General features: G+C 46.1%; 14 protein-coding genes. 10 read left to right on the top strand and 4 right to left on the bottom strand.

Annotated features, from left to right (window positions below; all coding sequences use genetic code 11):
* Window positions 1-45 precede the first annotated feature (45 nt).
* The 3 genes from wrbA (at window position 46) to cydC (ending at window position 4,687) form a co-directional block, all read left to right on the top strand.
* Complete coding sequence (gene wrbA / locus BN1080_RS14905) at window positions 46-660, top strand: NAD(P)H:quinone oxidoreductase (protein WP_052653311.1); 615 nt, start codon at window positions 46-48, stop codon at window positions 658-660.
* Between the two features lie 599 nt (window positions 661-1,259).
* A complete protein-coding gene (cydD, locus tag BN1080_RS14895; RefSeq protein WP_052653309.1) occupies window positions 1,260-2,984 on the top strand; it encodes a thiol reductant ABC exporter subunit CydD in 1,725 nt (574 codons plus the stop codon).
* Window positions 2,981-4,687, top strand: coding sequence for a thiol reductant ABC exporter subunit CydC (gene cydC, locus BN1080_RS14890; protein ID WP_052653308.1), 1,707 nt, complete (start codon window positions 2,981-2,983; stop codon window positions 4,685-4,687). Before cydD ends, cydC begins: the two co-directional genes overlap by 4 nt.
* 113 nt (window positions 4,688-4,800) lie before the next feature.
* Here the strand turns inward: cydC and BN1080_RS14885 are convergent, their stop codons facing one another.
* Entirely contained in the window at window positions 4,801-5,049 is a 249-nt protein-coding gene (locus BN1080_RS14885; RefSeq protein ID WP_052653306.1) for a hypothetical protein, read from the bottom strand.
* 301 nt (window positions 5,050-5,350) lie between these two features.
* Here BN1080_RS14885 and BN1080_RS14880 point away from each other — a divergent pair, with 301 nt between their 5' ends.
* The 3 genes from BN1080_RS14880 (at window position 5,351) to BN1080_RS14870 (ending at window position 8,190) form a co-directional block, all read left to right on the top strand.
* Window positions 5,351-6,370 carry a Delta(5) desaturase DesA gene (locus tag BN1080_RS14880; RefSeq protein ID WP_052653304.1) on the top strand — a complete coding sequence of 340 codons (1,020 nt, stop codon included), beginning with the start codon at window positions 5,351-5,353 and terminating at the stop codon, window positions 6,368-6,370.
* A gap of 90 nt (window positions 6,371-6,460) precedes the next feature.
* Window positions 6,461-7,594, top strand: coding sequence for a sensor histidine kinase (locus BN1080_RS14875; protein ID WP_052653302.1), 1,134 nt, complete (start codon window positions 6,461-6,463; stop codon window positions 7,592-7,594).
* Window positions 7,591-8,190 carry a response regulator transcription factor gene (locus tag BN1080_RS14870; RefSeq protein ID WP_052653300.1) on the top strand — a complete coding sequence of 200 codons (600 nt, stop codon included), beginning with the start codon at window positions 7,591-7,593 and terminating at the stop codon, window positions 8,188-8,190. The genes BN1080_RS14875 and BN1080_RS14870 overlap by 4 nt, the downstream gene beginning before the upstream one ends.
* Before the next feature lie 224 nt (window positions 8,191-8,414).
* Here BN1080_RS14870 and BN1080_RS14865 read toward each other — a convergent pair whose 3' ends face one another.
* The gene (locus BN1080_RS14865; protein ID WP_052653298.1) at window positions 8,415-8,780 is read right to left on the bottom strand and encodes a DUF2188 domain-containing protein; all 366 of its coding nucleotides are present in this window, start codon (window positions 8,778-8,780) and stop codon (window positions 8,415-8,417) included.
* Window positions 8,781-8,888: 108 nt separating this feature from the next.
* Between BN1080_RS14865 and putP the strand changes: the two genes are divergently transcribed.
* Complete coding sequence (gene putP / locus BN1080_RS14860; RefSeq protein WP_052653295.1) at window positions 8,889-10,421, top strand: sodium/proline symporter PutP; 1,533 nt, start codon at window positions 8,889-8,891, stop codon at window positions 10,419-10,421.
* Window positions 10,422-10,481: 60 nt separating this feature from the next.
* Here putP and BN1080_RS14855 read toward each other — a convergent pair whose 3' ends face one another.
* Window positions 10,482-12,038: a BCCT family transporter gene (locus BN1080_RS14855; RefSeq protein ID WP_052653293.1), complete on the bottom strand. Its 1,557-nt coding sequence runs from the start codon at window positions 12,036-12,038 to the stop codon at window positions 10,482-10,484.
* A gap of 185 nt (window positions 12,039-12,223) precedes the next feature.
* Between BN1080_RS14855 and BN1080_RS14850 the strand changes: the two genes are divergently transcribed.
* Window positions 12,224-12,952, top strand: a complete 729-nt coding sequence (locus BN1080_RS14850; protein ID WP_052653291.1) for a VOC family protein — start codon at window positions 12,224-12,226, stop codon at window positions 12,950-12,952.
* A gap of 93 nt (window positions 12,953-13,045) precedes the next feature.
* Entirely contained in the window at window positions 13,046-14,317 is a 1,272-nt protein-coding gene (gene hflX / locus BN1080_RS14845; RefSeq protein ID WP_052653289.1) for a GTPase HflX, read from the top strand.
* A gap of 104 nt (window positions 14,318-14,421) precedes the next feature.
* Here hflX and BN1080_RS14840 read toward each other — a convergent pair whose 3' ends face one another.
* Complete coding sequence (locus BN1080_RS14840; protein WP_052653287.1) at window positions 14,422-16,143, bottom strand: ABC transporter ATP-binding protein; 1,722 nt, start codon at window positions 16,141-16,143, stop codon at window positions 14,422-14,424.
* A gap of 150 nt (window positions 16,144-16,293) precedes the next feature.
* On the opposite strand from BN1080_RS14840, the gene BN1080_RS14835 reads away from it, so the two are divergent.
* The gene (locus tag BN1080_RS14835) at window positions 16,294-17,160 is read left to right on the top strand and encodes a DUF6612 family protein (protein ID WP_234398976.1); all 867 of its coding nucleotides are present in this window, start codon (window positions 16,294-16,296) and stop codon (window positions 17,158-17,160) included.
* The last annotated feature ends 224 nt before the right edge of the window (window positions 17,161-17,384 follow it).

The raw sequence follows: 17,384 nt of genomic DNA, 5'->3' as shown, positions 1-17,384 counted from the left end.
CTTTACGTATCAGTCACGGACTTTATACAAAAAGGAGAGAAAATTATGGAAAACATCAAATTGGCAATCTTGTATTACAGTTCAACAGGAACAAATTATCAAATGGCGCAATGGGCGGAAGCTGCTGCAAAAGAAGCGGGCGCAGAAGTCAAATTAGCGAAAGTGAAAGAAACCGCTCCACAGGCAGCCATTGATTCAAATCCTTTATGGAAAGCCCATTCAGAAGCAACAGCAGATGTGCCCGAAGCAGATGTTGGCATGCTGGAGTGGGCAGATGCCATCATTTTTAGCGTTCCTACACGGTTTGGACACGTTCCTTCGCAGTTCCAGCAATTTTTGGATACGACAGGAGGATTATGGGCACAAGGAAAACTGGCGAATAAAGTGGTAAGTGCTATGTCTTCAGCTCAAAATCCGCATGGTGGACAAGAAGCGACCGTACTGGCTGTCTATACGTCCATGTTCCATTGGGGAGCGATTGTTGCGGCACCTGGCTATAACGATCCGGCCTTGTTCAAGGCGGGAGGAAATCCATATGGCACGAGTGTTAGTGTGGATCAAAACGGAAATATGGTAGAAGACGTGAAAGATGCCGTGGTTTATCAGGCAAAGCATACAGTAGAAGTAGCACAATGGATCAAAAATGGCAGAAGCCAATAAAAGTCAAAGAAAGCAGGCAAGCTATAAATTAGCTTTTGCCTGCTCTAACTTTTTTATATAGGGTATAGATATAATAGGGATGAAAAGTTAACAAACGGTCAAATTATAAATAATTCCATTCCGAATATTATAATAAAAGCCCTATATAATTTGACTTTTCTGAAAATAATTGGTACGATAACACAAAAGTTTAGGTACATATGCTTGGGTCTTTGAAACTACCGTGAAGTGGGGTGAGGATCTTGATGACAAAAGAGGAACAAGCAATCTTTGAATACGAGCTATATAAACTGAGCATGGAATATCAGAAATGCATGGACGAGTATTTAAAATCGCAAATACAGCAAGATATTTCTTTTTTGTCATCAGTCCTTCAAGGATCGCAGAAAAGGAATTCGCAATCGCGTTCGACGCGTTATTAAAATCACAGCGAAAAGCCGCTGTGATTTTTTTGTGTGACCTTCTTTTTCCTTCCAGTGTGTTTGTGAACAGATTTGTAACAAACGCCTCAGAAAATTGCTTGGCAGCGGGCGGCTGGAGCGGAATTTAGCCCTGCGTGCTTTATAATAGAGGCAACAGCAGCTAAAGGAGAGAATTGCATGCTTGATCTTAAACAGCTAGCGTATGAACGGAAAAATAGAATGGCTTGGTTGATTGTCGCTTCTTTGCTAAAAGGAGTTGCGATGATTGGGCAAGCATTGTTTTTTGTCTGGATTGCCGATGCGGTGTTTTTAAAAGATGCCTCATTCCGAGAAGTTCTGCCCTATTTTTGGGGGCTGCTTGCGGCTATATTAATTCGTGCAGCCAGCGGCTACGCGATCGGCAGAACGGGCGTAAATCTAGCGTCTGAAGCTAAAAGCACTTTGCGCACAAAGTTGACTGCCTCTTTTGCAGGAAATCCGCTTCAAGCATCTGTCCAAGGGCAATCTGGCGAAAAGGTCAGCCTGCTTTTGGATGCGGTCGATGAAGTAGACGGCTATTTCAGCAAATACATTCCTCAAATGGTTCAAAGTGCCATCATTCCCGTTCTTCTATTGATTGTGATTTTTTCACAGCATTGGGTGACGGGCCTGATCATCTTGATCACAGCTCCATTTATTCCAGTATTTATGGCGCTTGTCGGGATTAAGACCAAAGAAAAAGCGGATGCCCAAATGGAAAAGCTGGGCCGTTTTTCAGGAACTTTTTTGGATGTCCTTCAAGGGTTGACGACGTTAAAACTGTTTGGGCGTGCCGAGCAGCAAAAACAAGTCATCAAAAAAAGCAGCCTCGATTTCCGGGATGCGACCATGGAAGTTTTGAAGTCGGCGTTTTTATCTTCGCTGATGCTGGAATACATTTCGATGCTCAGCATGGGGATCATCGCGCTGGAAATCGGTTTGCGTCTAGTTGTTTATGATAATTTAACTTTCTTCACGGCCTTTTTTGTGATGATCCTGGTGCCGGATTTCTTTAATTTATTAAAAGACTTCGGCAGCGCGTTCCATACAGGGCGCGGCAGTGCAGCGGCAGCAAAACGATTGGCTGCCGAACTTGAAAAAGAACAGCGGCCTGTTGCTTTTGGCCAGGCTGAAATGCCCGAGCAGCCCTTTGCCATTAACGTAAATGCTTTGTCTTTCCAATATGAAGATGGATTTGGATTAGGCCCAATTGAGATTGCGGCATCTCCGGGAAGCCGGCTCGCGATTATCGGGAAAAGCGGTTCGGGAAAAACGACTTTGCTTCATGCCATTGCTGGCCTGTTGCCGCTACAGGATGGACAAATTTTAGTGAATGGCATCCCGAGAAGTGAAATCGCTGAGACATCCTGGTTTGACCACCTAAGCTATATCTCACAAAATCCGTACTTGTTTGCGGGGACGATCAAAGAAAATATTTTAATCGGCACAAGCCGCCAAACGTCAGAAGAAGAATTAACGGAGGCTGCCCGAAAAGCGGGAATTCTGGAAATGGTTTATTCATTGAAGCAAGGATTCGAAACGCCTGTCGGAGAAGCGGGGAGAGGATTGTCCGGAGGGGAAAAACAGCGCATTGCCTTGGCCCGTGCTTTTCTCAAGAAACCGTCTCTTATTCTTTTTGATGAACCTACCTCAGGATTGGATTTGTACACTGAAAAAGTTCTTCAAGAGGCTATTGAAGAACTTGGCCGTGATGCGACGATCGTTACCGTAGCGCACCGCTTGCATACAGTGCGGAATTCGGATGTGATTTTGGTGCTTGCTGACGGGAAAGCAGCGGCAAAAGGCAGCCACGAAGAGCTGTTGGAAACGTATAGCCCTTATCGGGAGATGCTGGCTATTCAGCAAGGAGGGGTTTTGCAATGAAGGAATTAAAGCAAGTGATGCTGCTGACAGTCCGTGAAAAAAGAGACGTCAGCATCGCCATCTTCTTTGGTTTTCTAGCGGGAATCGCAGGAGTCGCCCTTATGGCTTCAAGCGGTTACTTGATCTCGAAAGCAGCACTGACTTCACAGATGACCATCTTGATCGTGATGGGAGCCTGCCTGAAATTATTCGGCCTCGTATCAGCGTTAAGCCGTTATGCAGAGCGTTTATTTTCGCATCGGGCAACTTTTACGATGCTGAGCAATTTGCGCGTATCCTTTTTTGAACGGCTTGAACCGCATGCGCCGCAGCTCTTTCAGAAGTATCGAAGCGGAGATTTATTGGCGCGTATTGTAGGAGACGTTGAAAGCTTGCAGAACTTTTTGCTGCGTGTGTTTTATCCGCCGGTCGTTCTTGGCATCGTCTTTTTAAGCACTATTTTCTTTGCCTCTTTCTTTTCATTCACCATTGCGCTCGTGATAGCAGCAGGCATGATGTTGACAATTGTTGCAGTGCCGGCCGTTTTTGCGTGGCGCCAAAGAAAAATCGATTCCGCCACTCGGACAAGCCGGGCAGCTTTATCATCGGAAGCGGCTGAATTTCTTTTTGGTTTCCGTGATTTGAAAATCTACCAGCAATTGGACACGAAAGAGCAGCAGCTGGCTGCTTTTTCGAAGGACTACGCAGAACAGCAGCGAAAAGTGGGGCTTGAGGAGAATTTAAGCCAGTCTGTGAATGGTTTTGCAGCCCTCCTTGTTTCTTTTTTCGTATTAGGATTAGGAACTTATTTTGTAGCCACGGACCAGTTGGACGGCCTGTATTTGGCTATGCTTGTGATGATTTCATTGGCTGTATTTGAAAACGTTCCGCCAATGGCTGTATTTCCAGCGTATTTCGAAGACAACCGCAAAGCGGCTGTCCGTTTAGAAGAGATAGTAGCAGAAGAGCGAAACAAGGGGAAATCGCTTGAATTGTCTAACGGACCGCTGGATTTTAAACTGGAAGGAGTGTCTTTTGCCTATCCGGACGAGGAGCGTCCAGCGCTCCAGGATGTCTCGCTTACGATTAAAGCGGGAACGAAAACAGCGATTGTCGGACCAAGCGGTTCAGGGAAGTCGACTTTGCTGCAGGTTCTGTTAAATATTGCAGACGTGGATTCCGGGGATGTGGCTGTCGGGGGCATCCCGCTTCAAAAGGTGCGCCAAGAAAGTTTATGGGCGGCCATGAATGTCGTGCTGCAGGAAAACCATTTCTTCTATGGGACCATCCGCAGCAATTTGATGATTGCCAATGAAGAGGCGACAGAGGAAGCGATGCGGAACGCATTAAACAACGTTCAGCTTGGCCACTTCGCGCTGGACATGAAGGTCAGTGAAAAAGGGGCGAACTTGTCCGGCGGCGAAAAGCAGCGGCTGGCGATTGCCAGAGCTTTATTGAGATCGAAGCCGATCTGGCTGCTTGATGAACCGGTCTCATCTGTCGACAGCAGCACGGCCCACGCCATCTATCAAGAACTTTTTGCCCAAGGCAAAGGGGATACTTTCGTCATCATCAGCCATGACTTATCCGGTCTGGAGCAGATGGATCAAATCGTCGTCATGGAACAAGGCCGCATCATTGAAACCGGCACTTACGAGGAAATCATGAAGCGGCAAGGGTATTTCTATGGGTTGAAGCAAATTGAAAAAAGTATATTTGCCTAAATCAAAACGGAAGGCATCGCGATCAAGCGATGGCCTTCCGTTTTTTATGCGGGCCCGTTTAGCAAATTTCAAAGAAAAAAGCCGATTGGCTGAACCGGCTCTTTTGAAAGAGGCTATAAAAGCGTTTTTTCCTTTTCGATAAAGAAATGCTGCTCTCTTTTTGCATCTTCAAGTTTCATCTGTTCTAATTCTAATCGCATCTTCTGCGTCTCAATCACAAAGTTTTCATGTTTCAGCCGTTCAAGCTCCAGTTGGCTTTCGATCATTTTGTTTTTAAGCTTCGTTTGGGTTTGGAAATGGGAGGTAATGATGCCAGCGAGTGGAATTGAAAAAATCATAATCACAGCTACGAGCCCAGTCACACTGTTCACCTCTCTTTGAATTTTCTGATTTATTCCAGTATACCTGATGGAGGGGAAATGAAAAAGAATATCGACGGTATTGAATGGAAGAATTCTTCGTTTCTTTACTGGTATTCCACAAACCGGCGCTGCTAAAACCAGCATGCCTCTTAAAACGGATTCTTTAGGGCGTCGTATTCGCTAATATATGACAAGTGTCATACAACATCCATGCGTTTGTGCCTTTTTTGCCATAACTGGATTCTTTATGATTAGGATAATAAGTTATCCGGGCAGACAAACCCGTATAAGGAGGAAGAACATGAGCAAAGAAAAAACAGCGCAATTACGCAAATTTGTAAAGCCATTTGAAACGGCAGATGTAAAAGCAAGTGTACGGCAATTGGTGAATACGATTCCGCCATTCATCATCGCATGGACTTTGGCTTACCTCGCTCTTGACGTTTCCATCTGGTTAACGATCGCTTTATGTATCGTTGCTGCAGGTTTTGTCGTTCGTACGTTCATCATTTTCCACGATTGCACACATGGTTCGTTCTTTAAGAACAAAAAAGCCAATGCCGTTGTCGGGACCATTACAGGAATTATGACATTATTCGCTTATGAAAAATGGAAACGCGAGCACTCGATCCACCATGCTTCAAGCGGAAATTTAGATAAGCGCGGCGTCGGCGATATTTGGGTCATGACGATCGAAGAATATGTAGAAGCTTCTAAATGGGAACGCTTCAAATACCGTATGTACCGCAATCCGTTAGTGATGTTCGGTCTCGGGCCATTATTCTTAGTATTGATTTCAAGCCGCTTCAACCGCAAAGATGCACGTAAAAAAGAACGCAACAATACGTATTTGATCAATATTTCTCTTGTCGTGATCTATTCCCTCCTTATTTGGGCAATCGGCTGGCAGGCATTCCTGATCGTTCAAGGAATAACGATGTTTACAGCCGGCGCTTTAGGCATTTGGCTGTTCTACATCCAGCATACATTTGAAGATTCGTATTTCGAAGATGAAAGCGAATGGGATTATGTAAAAGCGGCTGTAGAAGGAAGTTCATACTATCAGCTTCCAAAAGTCTTGCAGTGGGTGACCGGAAACATCGGTTTCCACCACGTGCACCATTTGAGCCCGCGGGTGCCAAACTACAACTTGGAAAAAGCGCATGAATCGACTCCGCCGCTTCAACAAGCAACAACAATCAACCTTAAAACAAGCCTTAAATCATTGCGCTATAAAGTGTACGATGCGAAAAACAAAACGTTTGTCACTTTCGGCGAAATTAAGCATTTGCTGAATGAAAACAAAATTACAGCACAATAACGAAAGGAAAAAATCATTCGCTCTGAATGGTTTTTTCTTTTTTTAGTTGTTTGGTATGATGGATAGTACTAGAAGAGAAGGAGCCGTGTTATGCATAGCTGGTATCAAATATTTCCGAAAAACCCGTGGCTCAGCCTTTATGCATGGGTCATATTCTGCATCTTGCCGTTCTTTTTCATTTTCCGTTCTTCGTCTTTTATTGACGTCCTGCTCGGCGTCATGTCGCTGCTGATTTTCTTTATCGCCTACCGGCTGTCGTTTAACTCAAGAACAGGGTTTATTTACTTATGGATTGCTATTGAAATGATGGTCAATATTGCGATGACGTTTTTATTCGGATATGTCTATTTAGCTATTTTCCTCGCGTTTTTTATCGGCAATATCCGCAATAAAATCGGGTTTTTCATCATTTACGGATTCCTTATCGGTACGACAACCCTGGCTGTCGTGCTGGGGATGATTGAACACAGCACGCTTTATTTATCGCAATTGCCGTTTATCGTGCTCACGATCCTCGGTGTCATTCTGCTGCCGTTTAATACTTACAATCGCAATAAACGCGAGAAGCTGGAGGGGCAATTGGAAGATGCCAACAAACGGATTTCCCAGCTTGTGGTCATCGAAGAACGGGAGCGGATTGCCCGGGATCTCCATGACACTTTGGGCCAGAAACTTTCGCTGATCGGCTTAAAAAGTGACTTGGCCGGGAAATTGCTCTATAGAGATGCCGATGCGGCGCTGAATGAAATCAACGACATCCGGCAGACCGCGCGCACCGCGCTGAAAGAAGTGCGGGAATTGGTGTCCGATATGCGCGGCACCAAATTGGAAGATGAACTGCTGCGGATCCAGCAAATTTTAAAAGCAGCGGAAATCGATTTTGTTTTATATGGCAATGCAAAGTTGAACAATACGCCGCTTTTGGTAGAAAATGTGCTGAGCATGTGTTTGAAAGAAGCGGTAACGAATGTCGTCAAGCACAGCCAAGCGACGCGCTGCAGCGTGTTGATCAAGCAAAAACCGGAAGAAGTGCTCGTCCAGGTGCAAGATGACGGCATCGGCTTTGAAGGAAATAAAAAACAGCAAGGCAACGGCCTTGCCGGAATGCGCGAGCGCTTAGAATTTGTAAACGGCAGCGTGGATATCCAGACGATGGATGGGACAACCTTGAACATCCGTGTGCCGAATGTGATTTTATATGAAACGAAAGGGGAAGTCAGATGATTCGAATCGTGTTGGCTGAAGATCAGCGGATGATGCTCGGGGCACTTGGTTCCTTATTGGACTTGGAAGAAGATATGGAAGTGATCGGAAAAGCGAGCAATGGCGAAGAAGCCATTGCGCTCGTAGAACAGCATCAGCCGGATATCGTCATTATGGATATCGAAATGCCTTTGAAGAGCGGCTTGGATGCAGCGGAAGCTTTAAAAGACCATCCGTGCAAAATCATTATTTTAACCACTTTTGCGCGTTCCGGTTATTTTGAACGTGCAAGAAAAGCTGGGGTGAGCGGCTATTTGCTGAAAGACAGCCCAAGCGAAGATTTGGCGACCTCGATCCGCACGATCATGGATGGACGCCGGATCTATGCACCGGAACTGGTGGACTTGGCATACTCGGATGAAAATCCGTTGACGGAACGCGAAAAACAAGTGATGGAATTGATTGCAGAAGGCAAAAGCACAAAAGACATCGCAAAAGAATTATTCATCACGAGCGGAACCGTGCGCAACTACATTTCCACCATCCTCGACAAACTAGAAGTCGGCAACCGAATCGAAGCCATTTCGCGTTTTAAAGAAAAGGGTTGGTTTAAGTAAGAAAAGCGGAAACGCCTGTCCAGCTTCGAAAGGCATAAGACGGATTGCCGAAGCGGCGTTTTTGGCCGCACAGGCAAGACGGCTTATGACCCGAGAAGCTAGGCGTTGGAGTCTGGACAATGAAGAAAAGCGGAAACGCCTGTTCAGCTTCGAAAACTTAACCAATAGAAAATGCCGCTGTCAATGAGACAGCGGCATTTTCTATTGGCCGAAAGAACTTCCATCTAATCTTCGTACAAAGTGTCTTCCAAGGAACCGTCTTCGGTGTAAATATGCAGCTCCCCGTGGTTTTTGTTCACGTAGCGCTTGGCTTCGCCCATCAACTCTTTTTTGGTTTCTTCGATGAGAATGGCTTTTTTGCTGTCTTTTTTCTTTAGCTGCCATCCGTCATCATGCGAACGGATTTCATAGATGATTTTTTCTTCATCGCCTTCGACCGTTTTCTGTGCTTGGCTCATCGCGATCGGAATCGCACGGCCTTCCTCATAGCCATCCCGCAGCAGGGCATTAGCGATTTCAATCGCCTTGTCACGGACATCGGCATTCAAGTTTTTAAAGGAATCGGGATAGTCTTTTTTGCTCCATGGCATAGTGATCGCCTCCTTGATTTTCTTTTCCCAAATCCCCTTAATAAAAAACAAAAATCTACTGGTATTAAAGACTTAGGGTGATACAATAATGGGAAAGGAGGGGATGAAATGTCGGATACAACGTATCAAATAATTGCATTGATCATTTATATGGCTGCCATGCTATTTATTGGCTGGTATGCCTATCGCAAAACAGTTAATCTCACCGACTATATGCTTGGGGGAAGAGGATTAGGAGCAGCAGTCGGGGCGTTAAGTGCTGGAGCGGCAGACATGTCCGGCTGGCTACTGATGGGTCTTCCAGGCGCCATCTACGTGAGTGGCCTTGTGGAAGTATGGATTGCCATCGGATTGACGATCGGTGCTTACTTAAACTGGTTCTTCGTAGCTCCGCGCCTTCGCATGTATTCATTTGTGACAAGCGATTCAATCACGATTCCGAGTTTCTTGGAAAATCGTCTGAAAGACAACTCGCGCTTATTGCGCATTGTTTCCGGAATTATTATCTTAATCTTTTTCACTTTTTACGTGTCATCAGGAATGGTGGCCGGCGGAGTATTCTTTGAAAGCTCTTTCGGCCTTGATTACCACCTTGGATTAGTCATCGTATCGGCCGTGGTTGTGGCTTATACCTTGTTTGGCGGATTCCTGGCGGTAAGCTACACGGATTTCGTCCAAGGCTTGATGATGTTCTTGGCCTTGATTCTTGTTCCGCTTATTGGGGTATTTGTGACAGGAGGATTCAGTGAAACGGCTGACAGCATCCGTGCGGTCGACTCGACGCTCTTGAACTTCACAACCGGCGCTTCGTTTATCGGCATTCTTTCAGCTGTCGCTTGGGGCTTGGGTTACTTTGGCCAACCTCATATCATTGTCCGCTTTATGGCGATCAAGACATTGAAAGAAGTACGCCAAGCCCGCCGCATCGGCATCAGCTGGATGATCTTGAGCTTGCTTGGAGCCACTGCCACTGCATTGGTGGGGATTGCTTACTTCCAGCAGAATCCGAATTTGAAATTGGGCGATCCGGAAGGCGTCTTTATTGTCCTCGGACAGATTTTCTTCCACCCGCTAATTGCCGGATTTATGTTAGCTGCGGTACTGGCTGCGATCATGAGCACGATTTCGTCTCAGCTCATCGTTACCTCTTCAGCCTTGATTGAAGATCTTTACAAAATCGCATTCAAGAAAGTTTCGACGGATAAGCAGTATGTAAGTTTGGGCCGATTAGCCGTGTTGGTGATTGCCCTAATCGCCGCTTTCCTAGCCTGGGAACAAAATGAAACCATTCTCGATCTGGTCGCCTACGCTTGGGCAGGTTTTGGTGCTGCCTTCGGTCCGCTGATTTTGCTTTCGCTGTTCTGGCGCAAATTGACGACTTGGGGAGCCCTTGCCGGAATGGTGGTGGGTGCGGCTACTGTGATCATTTGGGATGCGATCGGCACGGCTTCCGACGAAAAAGGGGCAACGGCGCTTACGAATTTCATCGGCAGCGTTTATGAAATTATTCCAGGGTTTATCCTTTGTTTGCTTGGAGCAATCATTATCAGCTTGATCACTTATAGAAAGAATGCTGAAATTGAAAGAGAGTTCAGCGAAACTGAACGCTTGATCAAAGAAAAAGAAGTACCGGTTAAGTAATTTGAAAAAGGCTTCAGCGATCCCTTGGGATCGCTGAAGCCTTTTTATTTTGATAAACGGTTAACGTTTTTTCTCTTGCATTCTTCTTGCTTCTCTTTGTAATCTCTCGAAGCGGCGAAGGTCTGCCTGACGAATCGGAATGGTTTCGCCTTTAATGATTTTCAAGAAAGAGAAGACCATGAGCAGGAGCAGCAGCGTAAATGGCAAAGCTGAGATCAGAGATGCGGTCTGCAGCGCTTCAAGTCCGCCTGCATAAAGCAGGACGGCAGCGATTGCTGACATCAGAACGCCCCAAACAATTTTAAATGCCGTAGGGGGATTCAAACTTCCAAAGCTGGTCATGCTCGCTAGAATATAGGTAGCGGAGTCGGCTGAAGTGACAAGGAAAGTAAAAATCAACAGAATTGCCAGCACGGACATAATGCTGGTTAACGGCAGCTGGTCGAATGTTTGAAATAGCGCTGAAGTCAAATCAGCATCGACTGCTTCGGCAATGCTTGTACCTTGCTTTAAATCATACCAAAGCGCTGTTCCGCCAAATACGGCGATCCAGACACAGGCAATTGCAGGGGGAATGACCATGACGCCGAGGATAAACTCGCGGATGGTCCGTCCTCTTGATACCCGGGCGACAAAAGCACCGACAAACGGCGACCAGGCGATCGCCCATGCCCAGTAGAAAATGGTCCAACCGAGGACCCAATCGCCGCCTTGATAAGGCTGGAGGCGCAGGCTGTATTGCACGAAATTGGTAATGTAGTCGCCGATTGCCAAGGTGAATGTCTCTAAAATGAAGACAGTAGGTCCGGCGAAAAAGACGAAAATCATCAAGACAAGCGCAAGTCCAAGATTTAAATTGCTAAGGTAGGCAATGCCTTTATGTAATCCGGTGGATGAAGAAAGCGTATAGGCGACAAACATTACACCAATAATTGCTAATTGAATGCCGAAAGAATTGTCAATTCCCCAAACTGCATTTAGTCCGCCGTTCATTTGGAGAACCCCAAGGCCGAGCGAAGTGGCAATTCCCATTACGGTAGCGATGACTGCTAAAGAATCAACGGAGTGTTTGACGAGAGGCTTGCTGCCGACGACCGGCTCAAGGGCTGCTGAAACCAGACCAGGTTTCTTTTTGCGGAATTGCAGAAACCCGATGACGAGGCCGACGATGGCAAAAACGGACCACTGGCTAATGCCCCAGTGGAAAAAAGAATAGCCCATGGCGATTCTTGCCGCTTCCTCTGTCTGCGCGGGATTATCGAATGGCGTCGTGAAAAAATGGCTCATGGGTTCGGCTACGCCCCAAAAGACAAGGCCGGCTCCGAATCCGGCTGAAAATAGCATGCCGATCCAAGTGAAAAAAGGAAACTCGGGGCGATCGGAATCAGCTCCTAACCGGATGCTGCCGTATTTGCTGACGGCAATGAAGATTAAAAATAGAATGATGATAAATACAGCCAATAGATAGAACCAGCCGAAATTAATGGTCGTGAAGTTGAATAAGGTTCCAGCCACACTGCCAAAGCCGATCGGATTAATGGCACCGATCAGGACCAGCAATAAAATAACGGCAGCGGAAACGATGAATACAGGATTTCGAAGTAATTTTTTATTCATAATTTCCTCCTTTTTTATTTTCGTCTGTTTCCTTATACCCTACCGTAACGAAAAATACTCAGCAAAACCACCCCTTATCGGCAATTGCCTAAAGAGTTTGCCTTCATCTGCAAACACCAGCATAATAAAAGAAACAAGCAAAAATTATGGACAACTCACTAAAATGCCAGTTATGGAGGTAAGTTATGCTATTAGATCATATCGTTCATTTTATTGAAGAAACGCCGGAACAGGCGGCTGCACATTGGAGAGGAAAAGGGTTTTACGCAGCGGTCGGCGGCCGGCATGAGCAATGGGGAACGCATAATGCGCTTCTCTATTTGAAAAACTGCTACATCGAATGGCTCGCCGTTGAGAAGATGGACGTCGCCCGGAGCGCCGATCACCCCTTAACGGCCTTGCTTCTCCATGACCGTAAAGGCTTTGGAACGGTTTGTTTCCGGACGGATCGCATCGAAGCATTGGATGAGCGGTTAACAAAAGAAGGGTTTAAAACTTCCGGCATCTTGAATGCCCAAAGAAAGACCGGAAGCGGTGAAGTCATCCGTTGGAGAATGCTCTTCCTGTCAGAAGAGATATCCGATCAATTGCCAGCCCCTTTTTTTATTGAATGGGAGGAGACGGATGAAATGCGGTATGAAAGTTTGCGGGAACGGGGAGCCATTCAGCCGGCCAATGAAGAACTGGAATTGGATTTGTTGGTTTTCGGCGTCCGTGACCCTGAGGAAAGCCGTGCCAAATGGAAGCGTATATTGGGCGGTTCATTAGCGTTGCCGAATGGCCAGATTGAGTTCGAAAAAATTGCAGGGCAAAAGGAAAGGCTGCAGAAAGTGGTATTTAAGCAAAGCGGCAAAGAAGAAACCTATGAAGCTGGCGTTTACCGGTTGCCGGTGCAAGGGAATATAGAGAACTAAAGGATGAAGCTGGATAGAAGTTTACGGGAAATAACCCGATTTTCTTTTGCCTTTAGCAGCAAGTTTTCCGCTTAGCATGAAGGAGGAAAATAAATGGATGAATTACATGAAAAAGCCGTGTTAGTTGGCGTGCAATTGCAAAAAGACCTCCATTTTGAATACGAAATGGAGGAACTGAGGAATTTAGCAGAAGCCTGCAATGTGGAAGTGATGGGGGAAGTCCATCAGAATTTAGAACGGATCAATCCTTCTCATTATGTTGGAAAAGGAAAAGTGGATGAAATTAAAGTGTTTTATGAGGAAACGGATGCCAATTTGGTGATTTTCAATGATGAACTTTCGCCGTCGCAGATCCGCAATCTGGAAGAAGATCTGGAGTGCAAAGTCATCGACCGGACGATGCTGATCTTGGATATTTTCTCGCGCCGCGCCAAAACGCGTGAAGCGCAAGTACAAGTGGAGCTGGCGCAATTGCAATACATGCTGCCTCGCCTCGTCGGCTTGCGCGCCTCGCTCGGCCGCCAAGCAGGGAGCAGCGGCGGCGGATTAGCCAACCGGGGGGCCGGTGAAACGAAACTGGAGCTGGACCGCCGGAAAATTGAAGAGCAATTGTCGAAGCTTCATAAAGAGCTGGAACAAATTCGTGCGCAGCGGGAAACGCAGCGCAAACAACGCAAAAAGACAGGCTCGCCGGTCGTTTCGCTTGTCGGCTATACAAACGCCGGAAAATCCACTATCATGAATGAGCTTTTGACTAAATCTGGCCAGCAGGAAGAAAAACAGGTTTTTGAAAAAGACATGCTGTTTGCTACATTAGATACCTCCGTCCGACAAATCAGGCTGGAGGACAATAAAAACTTTCTGCTGACTGATACGGTCGGGTTTGTCAGCAAATTGCCGCACCATTTGGTCAAAGCTTTCCGCTCCACATTGGAAGAAGCACGGAATGCGGACTTGCTGCTGCACGTCGTTGATGTGTCCAACGAAGAATATCGGCATATGATGAATGTGACCCACGCGACGCTTCATGAAGTGGGAGTCGAAGGCGTACCTACTGTTTACGTCTACAACAAAGCGGATTTAGCCGGTGTTCCTTATCCAAGAGTAAACGGCGACAGTTTGTGGATTTCTGCAAAAGAAGGGCGCGGCCTGGATGAATTGGTGGAGATGATCAAGCAGCACTTGTTCTCAGGCCATGTCACGTGCCGCATGGTCGTTCCTTTCGAACGGGGAGATGTGGTGGCTTACTTGAATGAGCATGCGACTATTCTAGATACCCAATACGAAGAAGAAGGAACGCTGCTGAAAGTGGAATTGGGCAAAGTTGACTACGACCGTTTCGAGGAATTTGTCATCGGCAAATAAAAACAGGCTTTTCGCTTCGCTGTCACAGGGACCGGAAAGCCTGTTTTATTTGATGGGCCACTGCAAAAAAAGCCGGCCCTCCAAAGAGAGCCGGCTTTTAGCCGTTAAGATTGCTGGAATTGGATGCGGTGAAGATTGGCGAAGATGCCGTTTCGTTCGATCAACTCGGCGTATCCGCCTTGTTCGGCAATGCCGTCTTCAGTCACTACAATGACCCGGTCTGCGTCGCGGATGGTTGCCAAGCGATGGGCAATGACCAAAGTCGTTCGGTTTTCAGCGAGCTCCGTAAGAGCTTCCTGGATGACGCGTTCTGTCTCCGTATCGAGAGCGGAAGTCGCTTCGTCCAAAATCAGGATTGGCGGATTTTTCAAGAACATGCGGGCGATCGCAAGGCGCTGTTTTTGGCCGCCGGATAATTTCAATCCGCGCTCGCCGATCTGTGTTTCATAGCCTTGAGGAAGCTTGTTGACGAAGTCTTCCAAATGGGCTTTTTTCGCTGCGGCCAGAATTTCTTCATCAGTGGCGTCACGCCGGCCATAAGCGATATTTTCGCGGATCGTGCCCGTGAACAAGAACACATCCTGTTGGACGATGCCGATATGGGAACGGAGCGAGTGCTTCGTCATATCGCGGATATCGATGCCGTCAATCGAGATGCTGCCTTCTTGAATATCATAGAAGCGTGGAATCAACGAACAAATTGTTGTCTTCCCAGCACCTGAAGGTCCAACAAAAGCGATTGTTTCGCCAGCGCGCAGCTGCAAATTGATGCCGTTCAATACTTGTTTATGGTCATCATATCCGAAATGGACATCATCGAAGACGATATCGCCTTTCAATCCGCTGACATCCACAGCATCTTTGCGGTCGACAATATCGGGCGCTTGCTCAAGCAATTCCTGGAAGCGTCCAAATCCGGCCATTCCTTTCGGATAGAGCTCCAACAACGCGCTGATTTTATCAATCGGTTTAATCAGAACGTTTAAGAATAGGACGAAGCTGACCAATTCCCCGTAGGAAAGCTGGCCTTGGTAGTTCAGCCATGCGCCGTAGACAAGAACGATCAATGTCAACAGCCGGGTCATCATATAAATGCTCGAATGAGTCGCAGCCATGACTTTATAGGCGACAAGCTTCGCTAAGCGGAAGCGGCCATTGTCATTCTTGAATCGGCTGATTTCAAATTCTTCATTCGTGAACGATTGAACCACGCGGGCTCCGGAAACGCTGTCTTCCACACGTCCGTTAACGTCTGCGATTTTCCCGTACATATTGCTCCAAGCGGTGTTCATCTTAATATTGCAGTAAGTGATGAGCCAGATCAGGAACGGGATGACAATCAGCGTCACAAGCGCAAGCTGTGGGTTGATCCAGAACATAATGCCGAATGCGCCGAAGAACGTCATGATGGCAATAAAGAAATCTTCCGGGCCGTGGTGGGCGAGCTCTCCGATATCAAACAAATCGTTTGTGATGCGGCTCATGACATGACCGGTTTTCACATTGTCAAAAAAACGGAAAGATTGGCGCTGCACATGTGTGAATAATTCTTCCCGCATATCCGTTTCGATATTGATCCCGAGCTTATGCCCAAGGTAGCTGACGATGTATTGCAGGAAAGTGCTTAAAACGAATACCGCGAGCAACAGCACACTGACGGTGACGATGCTATTCCATTCGCCGCTTGGCAAAAGTTCATCGATAAACCACTGGACTGCTACAGGGAAAGCTAATTCCAAAATGGCGACAATTACAGCACTCGAAAAGTCGATGATGAATAATCGCTTATGCGGCTTGTAATATTTAAAAAAGTTTTTTAATCTCATTTCGACGTCTCCTCATGAAGTTTCTACTTGACCTAAACAAAAGTATAAGCGATAAATCAAAAATAAACGAATGCAATTTCAAAATTCGAAATAAATATTGAAACTTTTTCCAAAGATTTTCGTATTAGTAGACAAGACGAATTGGAAAGGATGATTCAATTGAAAAAATGGGCAATGGCAATGAGTGCGGGGATTTTAACGCTCGGCTTGGCTGCATGCGGAGAAACGGCAGAACCGGCACCGGGCAGCGAAGGCGAGAAAGGCGCAGACAGCGATTTAACTTTAGAAGAAGTTTTTGCAAAAACAAATGCTGCTTCTGAAGAAATCAACAGCTTGCATGCCGATATGACAACGAGCCAAATGATGACAGTAGAGTCAGCGGGAATGGAAATTGAAACGGTTTCCGATATTTCAATGGACATGACAATGGAGCCGATGGCGTTTTATCAAACAGGCGAAACAAAAATGAATTCTGAGGAAATGGGCGAGATGCCGCCGATGGCGATGGAGATGTATTACACAGAAGAAGGCATGTATATGTTCGAACCGACCATGCAGACATGGATGAAAATGCCGTCAACTGAAATGGAACAGCTGCAAACCATGATCGATCAGCAGACAGCAGATCCGTCTAAACAAATGGAGGAGCTGGAAGCTTTCAAAGATGATTTTACATTTGAACAAACGGCAGATGATTACGTGCTGAAATTAAATGCTTCCGGTGAAGAGTATCAAGAATTGATCGGTGAACAGATGGAGCAGATGCTTGGGCAAATGGATATGGAAGTGCAAACGGTTTTGGAAGGCATGACGATCAATGAAGTAGCTTATGAAATCTTCATTGATAAAGAAACGTTCTTGCCGAGTGTGATCAACATTGATATGGATCTGGATATGGAAATTGAAGGGGAATCCATGAACATCAAATCAGTAGTGGATTCTGAGTACAGCAAATACGGAGAAATCGATGCCATTACAGTACCTGCTGAAGTTGTAGAGCAGGCGCAAGAAATTTAATCGGACAGTTAAGAAGCTGCAAGCTTGCCGTATCCGGCAAACTTGCAGCTTTTTTTCTAACATTCGAATACAGATTTGAAATAAGGAAAGGAAAGGTTAAAACGGCCCTTTCTCATCTAAATGAAAATTATTCTCAATTATTCATTGACTCTTCTCATCAAACTGCTATACTAAAACTTGTGAGTAAGTGATAATGATTATCACTCTCTAATCAATCAATAGTT

Origin of the sequence: Planococcus massiliensis (assembly GCF_000821325.1) — a bacterium.
GTDB lineage: Bacteria > Bacillota > Bacilli > Bacillales_A > Planococcaceae > Planococcus > Planococcus ruber.
This window is presented reverse-complemented; position numbering and strand designations above follow the sequence as displayed.

What these genes read in the sequence shown, in the direction of transcription:
- cydD (WP_052653309.1), top strand. Translation starts at nt 1,260, where the DNA reads ATGCTTGATCTTAAACAGCTAGCGTATGAACGGAAAAATAGAATGGCT.
- BN1080_RS14875 (WP_052653302.1), top strand. Translation starts at nt 6,461, where the DNA reads ATGCATAGCTGGTATCAAATATTTCCGAAAAACCCGTGGCTCAGCCTT.
- putP (WP_052653295.1), top strand. Translation starts at nt 8,889, where the DNA reads ATGTCGGATACAACGTATCAAATAATTGCATTGATCATTTATATGGCT.
- BN1080_RS14835 (WP_234398976.1), top strand. Translation starts at nt 16,294, where the DNA reads ATGATTCAATTGAAAAAATGGGCAATGGCAATGAGTGCGGGGATTTTA.
- BN1080_RS14865 (WP_052653298.1), bottom strand. Translation starts at nt 8,780, where the DNA reads ATGCCATGGAGCAAAAAAGACTATCCCGATTCCTTTAAAAACTTGAAT.
- cydC (WP_052653308.1), top strand. Translation starts at nt 2,981, where the DNA reads ATGAAGGAATTAAAGCAAGTGATGCTGCTGACAGTCCGTGAAAAAAGA.
- BN1080_RS14855 (WP_052653293.1), bottom strand. Translation starts at nt 12,038, where the DNA reads ATGAATAAAAAATTACTTCGAAATCCTGTATTCATCGTTTCCGCTGCC.
- wrbA (WP_052653311.1), top strand. Translation starts at nt 46, where the DNA reads ATGGAAAACATCAAATTGGCAATCTTGTATTACAGTTCAACAGGAACA.
- hflX (WP_052653289.1), top strand. Translation starts at nt 13,046, where the DNA reads ATGGATGAATTACATGAAAAAGCCGTGTTAGTTGGCGTGCAATTGCAA.
- BN1080_RS14880 (WP_052653304.1), top strand. Translation starts at nt 5,351, where the DNA reads ATGAGCAAAGAAAAAACAGCGCAATTACGCAAATTTGTAAAGCCATTT.
- BN1080_RS14840 (WP_052653287.1), bottom strand. Translation starts at nt 16,143, where the DNA reads ATGAGATTAAAAAACTTTTTTAAATATTACAAGCCGCATAAGCGATTA.
- BN1080_RS14850 (WP_052653291.1), top strand. Translation starts at nt 12,224, where the DNA reads ATGCTATTAGATCATATCGTTCATTTTATTGAAGAAACGCCGGAACAG.
- BN1080_RS14870 (WP_052653300.1), top strand. Translation starts at nt 7,591, where the DNA reads ATGATTCGAATCGTGTTGGCTGAAGATCAGCGGATGATGCTCGGGGCA.